Raw genomic sequence first — 14,625 nt, forward strand, 5'->3', positions numbered from 1 at the left:
GCGACGGGACAGGGGCCCGCAAAAAACTGACGATTGTACTCAAGCGTTGGCGAAACGCACGGGGTTTATGCGCGAGATAATGGATCCAATAGCCCGGGATAGACGCTGTGGGCCTTGGTCTAGAGCTGTTTCACGGGGAATAGAGGCATATTGCCACTTGTCGCTTTGTGGATTGCCTTGGATGGCACGCGCGGCGCGCGTGTTCGCGGGTAAACCCGCTCCCACAGGAACCGCATGGCCATCGAGTTCATCGCAGTGGCTGTGGATCCTCAAGGCTCTTCGAAGGCCTGCCCGGCATCCCAGCCACCACCCAGCGCGGCAATCAGTTGCACGCTGGCCACCAGCCGCCCTTGCAGCAGGTTCAGCACGCTGCGCTCGTTGCTCAGCGCGGTGGTCTGCACGTTAACCACATCCAGGTAGCCGATCAGCCCGGCCCGGTACTGGTTCTCGGTCAAGCGCAGCGACTCGCGCGCGGCATCCAGCGCCTCCTGGCGCACCACCGCTTCGTCGCCATACACCCGCAGTTGCACCAGGTAGTTCTCGACTTCCTTGAAGCCATCGAGCACGGTCTGCCGGTACTGCGCCACGGTCTGGTCGTATACCGCCTGGGTCCGGTCCACCTCGGCGCTGCGCTTGCCGGCATCGAACAGGGTCAGGGCCAGCTTCGGCCCCACCGACCAGAAGCGGTTGGGCAGCTCGATCCAGTTGTTGAAGCTGCTGCTGGAGTAGCCGCCGCTCATGCTCAGGCTCAGGTCCGGGAAGTATGCGGCGCGGGCCACGCCGATATTGGCGTTGGCGGCCATCACGTTGCGCTCGGCCGAGGCAATGTCGGGGCGCCGTTCGAGCAGTTGCGAAGGCAGCGTCAACGGGATCTGTGGCAACCCTGGAATGGTCTTGCTGTCGGCCAGGGAAAACTGCGCCGGTGCCTTGCCCAACAGGACCGCAATGGCGTTCTCGAACTGGGCGCGCTGCCAGATCAGGTCGATCAGGTCAGCCTGGGTGCTTTTCAGCTGGGTCCGTGCCTGGGCCACCGCATCCGGGCCGGCGACGCCGGCACGGTACTGGTTTTCGTTCATCTGCAGCGAGCGCTGGTAGGTGGCGACAGTGGCCTCGAGCAAGCGCTTCTGCTCATCGATGACCCGTAGCTGCAGGTAGTTCTGCACCAGTTCCGACTGCTGGCTGAGACGGATCGAGGCCAGGTCGGCAAAGCTTGCCTCGGCACTGGCCTCGTTGGCATTCAGAGCCTCGCGCAGCTTGCCCCACAGGTCGACTTCCCAGCTGACGCCAAGCTGGGCGTTGTAGGTGTTGCGAATACCGCTGCTGTTGCTCGCCAGGCTCGAACTGGAGCTGCCGGTGCCCTGCGCCGAACGGGTCTTGCCGGCACTCAGGTCAAGGCTGGGGAACAGCGACGCCCGGCTGCTGCGCACCAGCGACTGGGCCTGGCGGTACTGGGCTTCGGACTGCGCGACGGTCTGGTTGTTGCGATTGAGTTCCTCGACCAGCGCGTTGAGCCCGGCATCGCCGTAGATTTCCCACCAGGCGCCACGGGCGATGGCATCGGACGGGTTGGCCTGGGTCCAGCCTTCGGCCTGCTTGTACTGCGCCGGAGTGCTCAGCTCGGGGCGCTGGTAGTCCGGGCTCAGGGTACAGGCGCTGAGCATGACCGCACACAGCCCGGTGCCGACCAGGCGCGAGCCTCGCCCGCGGGTCAGCTGCTGCAGGGCACGGTGAAGCGAAGTGTGGGCAAAGGTCATAGCGGCGTTTCCAGGGCGGCATCGGTGCGCACACCGCGCCAGTGGTTGAATCGGTGGCGCAGGCGGTCGAGGTACAGGTAGACCACCGGCGTCGTGTAGAGGGTCAGCAACTGGCTCACCACCAGCCCGCCGATGATGGTCAGGCCCAGCGGCTGGCGCATTTCCGCACCTTCGGCGCGGCTGAGCAGCAACGGCAAGGCGCCGAGGATGGCGGCCAGGGTGGTCATCAGGATCGGCCGCAGGCGCAGCAGGCAGGCACGGCGGATCGACTCTTCCGGGCTCATGCCCTGATGGCGCTCGAACTGCAGCGCCAGGTCGATCATCAGGATCGCGTTCTTCTTCACCACGCCGATCAGCAGGAACAGGCCCAGCAGCGAGATCAGGCTGAATTCGCCACCGGTGGCGTATAGCGCCAGCAAGCCGCCGACGCCGGCCGAAGGCAAGGTCGAGAGGATGGTCAGCGGGTGGATGTAGCTTTCGTAGAGAATGCCCAGCACCAGGTACACCAGCACCAACGCGCCGAGGATCATGAACGGCTGGCCCTGCTGGGTCTGGGCGAAGGCACTGGCTGTGCCGCCGAGCTTGGCGATCACCGCCTCGGGCAGACCGAGCTTGGCCACCTCGCGTTCCACCGCAGCCATGGCCTGGTCGGGGCTGTAGCCTTCGGCGACATCGAAGGCGATGTCCTCGGAGGCGAACTGCCCTTCATGGCTGACCCGGTCGTTGGCCAGGCTGTTCTCGTAGCGGGCGATGGTCGACAGCGGCACCCGCGCGCCATCGCTGGTGATCACCTGCACCTGCTCCAGGGTGCTTGGGTCCCAGGCATATTTCGGGTTGATCTCCAGCACCACCTGGTACTGGTTGAGGCTGTCGTAGATGGTCGAGATCTGCCGCTGGCTGTAGGCATTGTTCAGCACGGCGGTGACCATGGCCATGTCGATGCCCAGGCGCTTGGCCTGGTCGCGGTCGACCACCAGGGTCACCTGCTGGGTGCCGGAGCCGTCGCGGGCGTCGATGGCGGTCAGCTCGGGCAGCGCGCGCAGCGCCGCGACCACCTTGGGGAACCACTGGCGCAAGGCGGTGAGATCACCGCTTTGCAGGGTGTAGAGGTACTGCGAGGAGGTCTGGTCGCGCCCACCGCCGCCCAGTTGCAGGTCCTGGTCGGCCATCAGGAACAGCCGGCCGCCCGGCACCTTGGGCATTTCCTTGCGCAGGCGCTCGATGACCTTCTGTGCGTCCTCCCTGCGCTCGGCGATGGGTTTCAGGCGCACCAGCACGAAGGCATTGTTGGTGCCGCTGTTGCCGCCGATGAATCCAGCCACGCTTTCCACGGCCCGGTCCGCCAGCAGCGCCCTGCGGTAGATTTCCATCTTTGGCTGCATGACGCTGAACGACAGCCCGTCGTCGCCGCGGATGAACCCCTGCAGCTGGCCGGTATCCTGTTGCGGCATCAGGGTCTTGGGCACCACCACGTACAGCACGATGTTCAGGCCAATGGTCGCCAGCAGGCTGAGCAAGGTCAGGCGCTTGTGGCGCAGGGCCCAGCCCAGGCTGCGGTCGTAGGCGCCGACCATGCGCTGGTGGAGCCGGTCGCTCCAGCGCTGCAGGCGTGTCGGTTCGGCTCGCTGCGGCTTGAGCCAGCGCGCGCAGAGCATGGGGGTGAGGGTCAGCGACACCAGCAGCGAGACGATGATCGCCGCCGCCAGGGTGATCGAGAACTCCTGGAACAGGTTGCGCACGATGCCGCCCATGAACAGGATCGAGACGAACACCGCCACCAGCGAGACGTTCATCGACAGCAAGGTGAAACCGACTTCCCTGGCGCCGAGGAACGCCGCACGCATCGGCGGCTGGCCATCCTCGATGTGCCGCGAGATGTTCTCCAGCACCACGATGGCGTCGTCCACCACCAGCCCGGTGGCGAGAATCAGCGCCATCAGCGACAGGTTGTTCAACGAAAAGCCGCACAGGTACATCACCGCGAAGGTGCCGACCAGCGACACCGGCACCGCCAGGCTCGGAATCAGCGAGGCGCGCAAGCTGCCGAGGAACAGGTAGACCACCAGGATCACCAGCACCACGGCGATCAGCAGGGTGTGCTCGGCTTCCTTGAGGGTGGCCTTGATCACCGGCGAGCGGTCCATGGCCACGTTCAGCTGCACGCTGGCCGGCAGCAGCGACGCCAGGGCGGGCAGCTCTGCCTTGATCTGGTCGACGGTCTCGATGATGTTGGCGCCGGTCTGACGGTTGACCACCAGCAGCACGGCGTTCTGGTCATTGAAGAAGCCGCTGTTGTAGCGGTTCTCGACGCCGTCGGTGATGGTCGCCACGTCGGCCAGGCGCAGGATGGTGCCGTTCTGCTGGCGGATCACGATCGGCGCGTAGTCCTTGGCGGTTTCCAGCTGGTCGTTGGCGCGCACCTGCCAGTTGCGCTCGGCGTCCTCGACGAAGCCCATGGGCCGGCGCTGGTTGGCGTTGGATACCGCGGTGCGCACGTCGTCCAGGGCCAAGCCGTACTGGTTGAGCAACTGCGGTTCCACGGCGATGCGCACCGCCGGCAGCGAACTGCCGCCGATCTGCACTTCGCCGACCCCGCTGACCTGGGCCAGGCTCTGCGACAGGATGGTGTCGGCCAGGTCGTAGAGCTGGCCTTTCTGCAGCACGTCGGAGGTCAGCGACAGCACCATGATCGGCGCCTGGGACGGGTTGATCTTCTTGTACGTAGGCATGCTGCGCATGCCGCTGGGCAGCAGGTTGCGGGTGGCGTTGATCGCCGCCTGCACCTCGCGCGCCGCGCCGTCGATGTCGCGGCCCATCTCGAAGCCGATGACCACCCGGGTCGAGCCCTGGTTGGAGCTGCTGGTCAGAGTGGTGACCCCGGCAATGCTGCCCAGCTTGCGTTCCAGCGGCGTGGCCACGGTGGCGGCCATGACCTCGGGGCTGGCCCCGGACAGGTTGGCCTGCACCACGATCACCGGGAAGTCCATCTGCGGCAGCGGCGAAACCGGCAGCAGGCCGAAGCTGACGCCGCCCAGCAGCATGATCGCCAGGCTCAGCAGCATGGTTGCCACCGGCCGGCGAATGAACGGTGCGGACAGGTTCATGCCTCGGCCTGCTGCGCGTCGGTGGCCGGGCGCCAGCGCCGGGCCAGTCGGTCGAAATAGAGGTAGATGACCGGCGTGGTGAACAGGGTCAGCACCTGGCTCACCAGCAACCCGCCGACCATCACCAGGCCCAGCGGCTGGCGCAGCTCGGCGCCGGAGCCGGTGGCGAGCATCAGCGGCACGGCACCGAACAGCGCCGCCAGGGTGGTCATCAGGATCGGCCGGAAGCGCAGCAGCGCCGCCTGGTAGATCGCGTCGCGCGGGCTCATGCCCTGGTGACGTTCGGCCTCCAGGGCGAAGTCGATCATCATGATCGCGTTCTTCTTGACGATACCGATCAGCAGGATGATGCCGATGATGGCGATCATGCCCAGGTCGTTGCCGCTGAGGATCAGCGCCAGCAAGGCGCCCACCGCCGCCGACGGCAGGGTCGAGAGGATCGTCACCGGGTGCACGTAGCTCTCGTAGAGCACGCCGAGCACGATGTACATGGTCACCACGGCGGCGAGGATCAGCAGCAAGGTGCTCGACAGCGAGGCCTGGAAGGCTTCGGCGGCACCCTGGAAGCGGGTCTGCACGCCCAGCGGCATGCCGATGTCCTGCTGCACCTGCTCGATCACCTTGACCGCCTCGCCCAGGGAAGCGCCATGGGCCAGGTTGAACGACAGGGTCACCGCCGGGAACTGGCCGATGTGCGAGATGGCCAGCTGGGCCTGGCGCTGCTCGATGCGCGCCAGCGCCGACAGGCGCACCTGGCCGCCGTCGGTGGCCTTGACGTGGATCGACTCCAGCGCCGACGGGCCGATGAGCGCCGCGTCGCGGGACTGGAGCACCACGCGGTACTGGCTGGCCTGGGTGTAGATGGTGGAGATCTGCCGCTGGCCGAAGGCGTCGTACAGGGCGTTGGTGATCTGCGACACGCTGATGCCCAGGCGGCTGGCCATGTCACGGTCGATCACCAGGTACACCTGCAGGCCCTTGTCCTGCAGGTCGCTGGCCACGTCCTGCAGCTCGGCGCGTTGCTGCAGGGCCTGCACCAGCTTGCCGCTCCATTGCGCCAGCAGGTCGGCATCCGGTGACGACAGGCTGAACTGGTACTGGGTGCGGCTGACCCGGTCCTCGATGCTCAGGTCCTGTACCGGCTGCATGAACAGACGGATGCCGACCAGCTTGTCGAGCTGCGGTTGCAGGCGGCTGATGACCTCGCTTGCGGTGACGTCGCGCTCGCCGTGGGGCTTGAGATTGATCAGCAGGCGCCCGCTGTTGAGCGTGGCGTTGTCGCCGTCGACGCCGATGTAGGACGACAGGCTCTGCACTGCCGGGTCCTTGAGGATCACCTGGCTCAGGGCCTGCTGGCGCTCGCTCATGGCGGCGAACGAGGTCGACTGTGGCGCCTCGGAGATGCCCTGGATCACCCCGGTATCCTGCACCGGGAAGAACCCCTTGGGCACAGCCAGGTACAGCACCACGGTCAGTGCCAGGCTGGCCAAGGCCACCAGCAAGGTCAGCGGCTGGTGCTTGAGCACCCACTGCAGGCCACGGCCGTAGTGCTGGATCAGCCAGTCGATCCAGGCGCCGCTGGCGCGGTAGAAGCGGCCCTGCTCTTCTTCCTTTGGCTCGCGCTTGAGCAGGCGCGCGCACATCATCGGTGTCAGGGTTAGCGACACCACCAGGGAAATCAGGATCGCCACCGCCAGGGTGATGGCGAATTCGCGGAACAGCCGGCCGACCACGTCGGCCATGAACAGCAGCGGGATCAGCACGGCGATCAGCGAGAAGGTCAGCGAAATCAGGGTGAAGCCGATCTGTCTGGCGCCCTTGAGCGCGGCCTGCAACGGCGTCTCACCCTCCTCGATGTGCCGCGAGATGTTCTCCAGCATGACGATGGCGTCGTCGACCACGAAACCGGTGGCGATGGTCAGGGCCATCAGCGTCAGGTTGTTGATCGAGAAGCCGGCCAGGTACATCACGCCAAAGGTGCCAATCAGCGACAGCGGCACGGCGATCGACGGAATCAGGGTGGCGCTGAAACGGCGCAGGAAGACGAAAGTGACCATCACCACCAGCACGATGGCGATCAGCAACTCGTGCTGCACGTCCTTGACCGCGGCGCGGATGGTCTGGGTACGGTCGGTGAGCACCGACACGTCGAGGCCGGCCGGCAGGTTGTCGGTGATCGACGGCAGCAGCTGCTTGATGCGGTCGACCACGTCGATGACGTTGGCACCCGGCTGGCGCTGGATGTTCAGCAGCACGGCCTGGTTCTGGTTGGCCCAGGCGGCCAGGCGTTCGTTCTCGGCGCCGTCGACGATCTCGGCGACGTCCTTCAGGCGCAGCGGCGCGCCGTTCTGGTAGCTCAGGATCAGGTTGGCGTATTCCTCGGGGGAACGCAGCTGGTCGTTGGCGTCGAGCATCGATACCCGGGTCGGGCCGTCGAAGTTGCCCTTGGGCTGGTTGACGTTGGAGGCGCCGATCAGGGTGCGCACGTCGTCGAGGTTCAGGCCGTTGGCGGCCAGTGCATCGACGTTGACCTTGATCCGCACCGCCTGGCGCTGGCCGCCGGCGATGCTGACCATGCCCACGCCGCTGATCTGCGCGAGCTTCTGCGCCACGCGGGTGTCGACCAGGTCGTTGAGCTTGGGCAGCGGCAGGGTCTTGCTGGAGATGGCCAGGGTCAGCACCGGGGTGTCGGCCGGGTTGACCTTGTTGTACACCGGCGGTGCCGGCAGGTCGCTGGGCAGCAGGTTGCTGGCGGCGTTGATCGCCGCCTGCACCTGTTGCTCGGCGACGTCCATGTTCATGTCAAGGCTGAAGCGCAGGGTCAGTACCGAGGCGCCGCCGGAGCTGGTCGAAGCCATCTGCTCGAGGCCCGGCATCTGGCCGAACTGGCGCTCCAGGGGGGCGGTGACGGCACTGGTCATCACCTGCGGGCTGGCGCCCGGGTACAGGGTCATGACGCGGATGGTCGGGTAATCGACCTGGGGCAAGGCGGCGACCGGCAACAACCTGTAGGCGATCAGGCCGGCCAGGACGATGGCCAGCATGGTCAGCGTGGTGGCGACCGGGCGGAGGATGAACAGGCGCGACAGGTTCATGCGCCCGCCTTGGCTGCCGCTTTACCGGTTGGCGCCTGCTCGGCCTGGGCCGAACCCTTGGCGTCCTGGCCCTGAAGGTGCTGGCCCGGGGTGGTCGGCACTTGCGAGCTGTCTTCGACCACCTCGACCTTGGTGCCTTCGCGCAGGCGGTCGGTGCCTTCGAGCACCAGCCGCTCACCGGCCTTGAGGCCTTCGAGGATGACGCTGTTCTGGCCGTCGCTGGCGCCGACCTTGAGCTTGCGGATATTGACCGTGTTCTGCGCATTGACCACGTAGGCAAAGGTGCCGTCGTTGCCGAACTGCACCGCTGCCGCCGGGGCCATCACCACCTGCTTGAGGGTATCGGCCAGCAGGTGCACGTTGACGAACTGGTTGGGGAACAGGGCCTGGTCCTTGTTCTCGAAGCGGCCCTTGAACTTCAAGGTGCCGGTGGTGGTGTCGATCTGGTTGTCGATGCTGCCCAGCACACCGCTGGACTGCAGTTTGCTGTCGCTGCGATCCCAGGCCTCGACCGCCAGGCTGGCGCCGCTGCGGTAACGTTCGAGCACGGTGCTCAGCTCGGTTTCCGGCAGGGTAAAGGCGACGCTGATCGGCTCGGTCTGGGTGATCACCACCAGCGCCGTGGTGTCGTTGGCCGCCACCAGGTTGCCCAGGTCGAGCTGGCGCAGGCCCACGCGGCCGCTGATCGGTGCGCGAATCTGGGTGAAGTCGAGGTTCAGGCGGGCATCGTTGACCTGCGCCTGGTTGGTCTTGACCAGACCCTGGAACTGCCCCACCTGGGCTTCGGCGGTGTCGAGGGTCTGCTTGGCGATGCTGTCCTGGGCGAACAGGCCCTTGTAGCGCGCCAGGTCGACCTGGGCGTTCTTCAACTGCGCCTGGTTCTGCGCCAGGGTGCCTTCGGCCTGCTGCAGGGCGATACGATAAGCGCGCGGGTCGATTTCAGCGAGCAGGTCGCCGGCCTTGACCTGCTGGCCTTCCTTGAAGTGGATCTTGACCAGCTCGCCCGCGACCCGGCTGCGCACGTTGACCGTGTTGGTCGCGGTGACCGTGCCCAGGGCCTTGTAGTACAGCGGGAAGTCGCCCACTTTCACCGGTTCCACACGCACCGGCACCGGGTCGGTGGAGCCACCAAAGCCGGGGCGCCCGCCCATGCCCATGCCCTTGCCGCCTCGCCCACCACCGGCCGCCTTGTGCTCGGGCGCGGTAGCTGCGGGCCACAGCCACCAGGCCAGCAGCGCCACCAGAAGCAGGATCAGCAGGCCAACGAGCCAGCGACGGGGGGATCGGGAATTGGACACTTGCATGGGTTGAACGAACCTTGTTCGGATAGGGGGCTGGGAAGTGTGAACGATAAGCAATGGCACGCTTTTAGCAAAGTTCCTTTACCAGAGGTTTACCTTTGCCTGATGTTGCCAAGAGGCTGAACTTTAAATGAAAACGGCCCGGAACGTATTCCGGGCCGTTACAGGGTGTTGCTTGGAGCGGTATCGGGCTGACGAGTTCCTTGACCTGGGCCTGCCCTTTCGCGGGTAAACCCGCTCCCACAGGCACAGCACAGCTTTCAAGGCCTGTGCTGCACCTGTGGGAGCGGGTTTACCCGCGAAAGGGCCGGAGCAGGCTGACTCTACCCGCCCTGCCCCAGGCAACCCTTACTTCAGCACCGCCAGGGCTGCGTCATAGTTCGGCTCGTCGGCAATTTCGCCCACCAGCTCGCTGTGCAGCACCTTGTCGTTTTCGTCCAGCACCACCACAGCACGGGCGGCCAGGCCGGCCAGAGGGCCGTCGGCGATGGCGACGCCGTAGTTCTGCAGGAATTCGGCGCCACGCAGGGTCGACAGGTTCTTCACGTTCTCCAGGCCTTCGGCACCGCAGAAGCGCGCCTGGGCGAACGGCAGGTCGGCCGAGATGCACAGCACCACGGTGTTGGCCACATCATTGGCCTGGGCATTGAACTTGCGCACGGAGGTGGCGCAGGTCGGGGTGTCGACGCTCGGGAAGATGTTCAGCACCTTGCGCTTGCCGGCGAAGTCCTGCAGCGAGGTGTCGGCCAGGTTGCCGGCTACCAGGGAGAAGGCAGGCGCCTGGGCACCGGCTTTAGGCAGTTCGCCCTTGACCTGTACCGGGTTGCCTTTGAGAGTCACTTGAGCCATGGCGGAAATCCTTATGCGGGGGTTGAAAAGGATCCTGAGTTAAGCATGAAGCGACGCAAGTGCCTATAAGGAAACGTGAAATTGTTTTATTTCCGGACGATTCCTGTGGACAAAAAAATGTCCGAGCGGCCACAACCAACTCGGACACTTCTTATAACGGGCAGCCTATCAGCCGATCAGGCCATACACCACCGAGGTCAGTGCCACCAGGCCGACCACCACCACGAACACGTTCGACAGCGCGCCGCTGTACTTGCGCATCGACGGTACGCGGCGAATGGCGTACATCGGCATCAGGAACAGCAGCACGGCGAGAATCGGGCCGCCCAGCGATTCGATCATGCCCAGGATGCTCGGGTTGAGGGTGGCGACGATCCAGCACACCACCAGCATCAACGCAGCCACCACGCGATCCAGGGCCTTGGCCCCAGGGCGCGCGCCGGTCTTCGCGATGATGCCCTTGAGGCCTTCGCTGGCGCCGATGTAATGGCCCAGGAACGACTTGGCGATGGCGACGAAGGCGATCACCGGTGCGGCGAAGGCGATGGTCGGGTTGCTGAAGTGGTTGGCCAGGTACGACAGGATCGACAGGTTCTGCGCCTTGGCTTCGGCCAGCTGGGCACTGCTCAGGGTGAGCACGCAGCTGAACACGAAGAACAGCACCATCACCACCATCAACAGGTGGGCGCGGCGCAGGATCTGGCCGCTGCGCTGATCGGCGTGCTCGCCATAGCTGCGCTTCTGGTCGACGGCGAAGGCCGAGATGATCGGCGAGTGGTTGAACGAGAACACCATCACCGGGATGGCCAGCCACAGGGTGTGCAGGAAGGCCGGAGCCGCCGGCACCTGGGAGGCGCTGTCGAGAATGCCGCCGGTCCAGTGCGGGACCAGGTACAGGCCCAGCAGGGCCAGGGCAACGATGAACGGGTAGACCAGCAGGCTCATGACCTTGACCGTGGCCTGTTCGCCGCAGCGCACGATCGCCAGCAGGCCGAGGATCAGCAAGAACGACAGCAGTGCCCGGGGCGGTGGCGCCAGGTGCAGCTGGTGCTCCAGGAAGCTGCTGACGGTGTTGGTCAGGGCCACGCTATAGATAAGCAGGATCGGGAAGATCGCGAAGAAGTACAGCACGGTGATCAGCGCACCGGCCTTGATGCCGAAGTGTTCCTCGACCACCTGGGTGATGTCGCCGCCATTGCGCCCGGACAACACGAAGCGGGTCAGCGCCCGGTGGGAGAAGTAGGTCATCGGGAACGCCAGCACGGCCAGGATCAGCAATGGCCAGAAACCGCCAAGGCCGGCGTTGATCGGCAGGAACAGGGTCCCTGCGCCGATGGCTGTGCCGAACAGGCCCAGCATCCAGGTGGTGTCGTTACGCGACCAGCTGCCGAGTGTGGCGGGGGTCGATTCTTCGAAGCGTTGTTCAACGCTTGGGGCCTGCTCATTCATTCCGGGTGAAGCTCCACTCGCAAGACTGCAACAGGCTGAGAATGGCGAAATAGACGTTTCGCCCAACTCAACCGGGAAAGAGGGGCGCGATTGTGCACTGAAAGGTTGCACTTGCGAAGCCCCGTCCGAGGGACGGTTGCACTTGTCTTTACAAGCGGGTTGTGCCGATGGCGCCCGCTTGCCAGGCATTCATAGCAAAAAGCCGCCCCCACAGGGCTGTGGGGGCGGCTTTTTGTCGCGAGCGGCGGGTTACTTCTGAACGGCGGCAAACGCCTCGGCCACCTGCTTGAGGTTGTCCGGGCGCAGGCCCGACATGCACACCCGGCCACTGTCGATCAGGTACACGCCGAACTCGTCACGCAGGCGACGCACCTGCTCGACGCTGAAGCCGGTGTAGCTGAACATGCCGCGCTGGCGCAGGAAGAACTGGAAGTCCTGGCCCGGCAGCAGTACCGCCAGGGCATCGACCAGCGCCTGGCGCATGTCGAGGATACGCTTGCGCATCACTTCCACTTCCGCCGCCCACTGGGCGTTCAGGGCGGCATCGCCAAGCACGCCGGCAACCAGCTGGGCACCGAAGTTGGGCGGGCTGGAGTAGTTGCGGCGCACGGTCGCCTTGAGCTGGCCGAGCACGCTCTGGGTGGTGGCTTCGTCGTCACAGACCACCGACAGGCCCCCTACCCGCTCGCCGTACAGCGAGAAGATCTTGGAGAACGAGTTGCTGACCAGGCACGGCACACCGGCACGGGCCATTTCGCGAATGGCATAGGCATCTTCCACCAGCCCTTCGGCGAAGCCCTGGTAGGCGATGTCGAGGAACGGGATCAGCTGGCGCGCCTTGACCACCTCCACCACTTGCTGCCACTGGGCCGGCACCAGGTCGGCACCGGTCGGGTTGTGGCAGCACGGGTGCAGCAGCACGATGCTGTTGGCCGGCAGGCCCTGCAGGGCCTGGAGCATGCCGTCGAAGTCGACGCCACGGCTGGCCTGGTCGAAGTACGGGTAGGTGTGCACCTTGAACCCGGCCCCTTCGAAGATCGCGCGGTGGTTGTCCCAGGTCGGGTTGCTGACCCAGACTTCGGACTGCGGGAAGTAGCGCTTGAGGAAGTCGGCACCGACCTTCAGCGCGCCGGAACCGCCGACGGTCTGCACGGTGGCCACGCGCTTGCCGGTCACGGCCGGGTGATCGGCACCGAACAGCAGCGCCTGGATCGCCTGGCGGTAGCTGGCCAGGCCTTCCATCGGCAGGTACAGCGAGGCTTCGTGATCTACGCCCGCCATGCGCTTCTCGACCGCATCGACCGACGCCAGCTGCGGCACCACGCCGGCCTCGTCGTAATACAGGCCGATACTCAGGTTGACCTTGGCGGCGCGCGGGTCGGCCTTGAAGGTTTCCATCAGCGAGAGAATCGGGTCGCCGGCATAGGCATCGACATGTTTGAACACAGCGTGCAGCTCCTTGGATCAGGACAGTTCGGAAAGGCTGACCCGAGGATACCCGCAGTTGCGCCCGAGGAACATCACTTGCGTGCAAGGTTGTCTATGCAACATTGCACAGCCCCCACAGGAAAACGCGTCACCCTGTGGGAGCGGGTCCACCCGCGAAGAGGCCGGCTCAGCCAAGCAAGTCTTTCAGGCCTTGCAATTCCTGCCCAGTCACCGCCACCCCTTCGCGCCCAGCCACTTCACGCTCCCGGTAGCGCCGCTCCCCTGGCATCCGCGACAACCCCGCCGCCTGCATCTGCTCCACCAGCTCCCGGCTGCGCAGGGCAAAGCGCTCGCCCTCGGCCTTGCCCGGATCGATGACGATGATCAGTTGCCCGGTCCACGGCGTCTTCGCCCCGGGGTGCCCCGACCAGTCGAACTCCCAGGAGAAATGCCCACCGGTCAACGCCGCCGCCAGCAGCTCGACCATCATCGACAGCGCCGAACCCTTGTGCCCGCCGAACGGCAACAGCGCCCCGCCTTCGAGGATCGCCTTGGGATCAGTGGTAGGCCGGCCTGCGGCGTCCACCCCCATCCCCTCCGGCAGCGGCTGGCCGGCACGTGCGGCGATCTGCACGTCGCCATGGGCCATGGCGCTGGTGGCCATGTCGAAGACGATCGGCTCATGCCCGGCGCAGGGCGCGGCAAAGGCGATCGGGTTGGTGCCGAACAGCGGCTTGCGCGCGCCGTGGGGCACCACGCAGGTCATGCTGTTGACCACGCTCAGCGCCACCAGCCCTTCCTCGGCAAACGGCTCGACATCGGGCCACAGCGCGGCGAAATGGTGCGAGTTGTGGATCGCCAGCACAGCGATGCCAGCCGCCCGTGCCTTCTCCACCAGCAGTGCCCGCGCCGCTGCCAGTGCCGGCTGGGCAAAGCCGCCCTGGGCATCCACCCGCACATAGCCCGAGGCGACATCGCTCACCTGCGGCACGGCCTGGCCATCGACCCACCCACTGGCCAGCGTCGAGACGTAACCCGGGATGCGGAACACTCCATGACTGTGGGCGCCATCGCGCTGGGCGCTGGCGCAGTTGTGCGCGAGCACCTCGGCGACCGCTTCGCTGCAGCCGTGGCGCTGGAGAATCCCGCGCAACAGGGCCTGCAACTGGGCGAAAGGCACGCGCACGACCGGATCGGTGGACAGTACGGACATCTGTAGCTCCTTTGTTGGATTTGGCATGGCGACAGGCGTAACGGCACTTCAGTTCACTACAGTACCTGCGCGTTGCCCTGGAACTCAAAAAACCATCGACTACATGGCGCTCAACCCATGCGGGAGCGGGTTGAGCGACGAAGCGGCCGCCGGCTCATTGCACCGCTGCAATGAGCCGACTGCATCGTTAAATATAATTGACCAAGCCCCCTGCCAAACCCTTGCCGGCTGAGGCTCGCAAGGGTTTAAGCCCCCGTATTCAGGCGCCTGGGCGCCATTTTGCTCGTTTGACATATCGAACGGCTCTGGCAAGCTATCGATAAGCCCCGACCGGCATCGACCATTGACGAGCCGGCAGTGCTCGGGACTTCAGGCAGCACTTCAAGGCCAAGGCCGTGCGCCTGCACAACAACGACAGGCAGAGCCCTGTCA

General features: G+C 65.5%; 8 protein-coding genes. All 8 read right to left on the minus strand.

What is annotated here, in order from left to right:
- Nucleotides 1-269: 269 nt before the first annotated feature.
- Nucleotides 270-1,754, minus strand: a complete 1,485-nt coding sequence (locus tag ACIP21_RS24695) for an efflux transporter outer membrane subunit (protein ID WP_400693305.1) — start codon at nucleotides 1,752-1,754, stop codon at nucleotides 270-272.
- Nucleotides 1,751-4,858 (minus strand): efflux RND transporter permease subunit, encoded by a 3,108-nt coding sequence (locus ACIP21_RS24700; protein ID WP_400693307.1) that lies wholly within the window; start codon nucleotides 4,856-4,858, stop codon nucleotides 1,751-1,753. The genes ACIP21_RS24695 and ACIP21_RS24700 overlap by 4 nt, the downstream gene beginning before the upstream one ends.
- Nucleotides 4,855-7,953, minus strand: coding sequence for an MdtB/MuxB family multidrug efflux RND transporter permease subunit (locus ACIP21_RS24705; protein WP_400693310.1), 3,099 nt, complete (start codon nucleotides 7,951-7,953; stop codon nucleotides 4,855-4,857). The genes ACIP21_RS24700 and ACIP21_RS24705 overlap by 4 nt, the downstream gene beginning before the upstream one ends.
- Nucleotides 7,950-9,257 carry an MdtA/MuxA family multidrug efflux RND transporter periplasmic adaptor subunit gene (locus ACIP21_RS24710; RefSeq protein ID WP_400693313.1) on the minus strand — a complete coding sequence of 436 codons (1,308 nt, stop codon included), beginning with the start codon at nucleotides 9,255-9,257 and terminating at the stop codon, nucleotides 7,950-7,952. The genes ACIP21_RS24705 and ACIP21_RS24710 overlap by 4 nt, the downstream gene beginning before the upstream one ends.
- Nucleotides 9,258-9,602: 345 nt before the next feature.
- Nucleotides 9,603-10,103, minus strand: coding sequence for a thiol peroxidase (tpx, locus tag ACIP21_RS24715; RefSeq protein ID WP_400693316.1), 501 nt, complete (start codon nucleotides 10,101-10,103; stop codon nucleotides 9,603-9,605).
- 168 nt (nucleotides 10,104-10,271) lie between these two features.
- Nucleotides 10,272-11,552 carry a serine/threonine transporter gene (locus tag ACIP21_RS24720; RefSeq protein WP_400693319.1) on the minus strand — a complete coding sequence of 427 codons (1,281 nt, stop codon included), beginning with the start codon at nucleotides 11,550-11,552 and terminating at the stop codon, nucleotides 10,272-10,274.
- A gap of 249 nt (nucleotides 11,553-11,801) precedes the next feature.
- The gene (locus ACIP21_RS24725; RefSeq protein WP_400693322.1) at nucleotides 11,802-12,998 is read right to left on the minus strand and encodes an aromatic amino acid transaminase; all 1,197 of its coding nucleotides are present in this window, start codon (nucleotides 12,996-12,998) and stop codon (nucleotides 11,802-11,804) included.
- 169 nt (nucleotides 12,999-13,167) lie between these two features.
- Entirely contained in the window at nucleotides 13,168-14,193 is a 1,026-nt protein-coding gene (locus ACIP21_RS24730) for an Ldh family oxidoreductase (protein WP_400693325.1), read from the minus strand.
- Nucleotides 14,194-14,625 lie beyond the last annotated feature (432 nt).

Source organism: Pseudomonas sp. NPDC089401 (assembly GCF_044749485.1).
Classification (GTDB): domain Bacteria; phylum Pseudomonadota; class Gammaproteobacteria; order Pseudomonadales; family Pseudomonadaceae; genus Aquipseudomonas.

Bases quoted from the DNA above. Each gene is read 5' to 3' on its own strand.
- ACIP21_RS24695 (WP_400693305.1), bottom strand. From the start codon at position 1,754: ATGACCTTTGCCCACACTTCGCTTCACCGTGCCCTGCAGCAGCTGACC.
- ACIP21_RS24700 (WP_400693307.1), bottom strand. From the start codon at position 4,858: ATGAACCTGTCCGCACCGTTCATTCGCCGGCCGGTGGCAACCATGCTG.
- ACIP21_RS24705 (WP_400693310.1), bottom strand. From the start codon at position 7,953: ATGAACCTGTCGCGCCTGTTCATCCTCCGCCCGGTCGCCACCACGCTG.
- ACIP21_RS24710 (WP_400693313.1), bottom strand. From the start codon at position 9,257: ATGCAAGTGTCCAATTCCCGATCCCCCCGTCGCTGGCTCGTTGGCCTG.
- tpx (WP_400693316.1), bottom strand. From the start codon at position 10,103: ATGGCTCAAGTGACTCTCAAAGGCAACCCGGTACAGGTCAAGGGCGAA.
- ACIP21_RS24720 (WP_400693319.1), bottom strand. From the start codon at position 11,552: ATGAATGAGCAGGCCCCAAGCGTTGAACAACGCTTCGAAGAATCGACC.
- ACIP21_RS24730 (WP_400693325.1), bottom strand. From the start codon at position 14,193: ATGTCCGTACTGTCCACCGATCCGGTCGTGCGCGTGCCTTTCGCCCAG.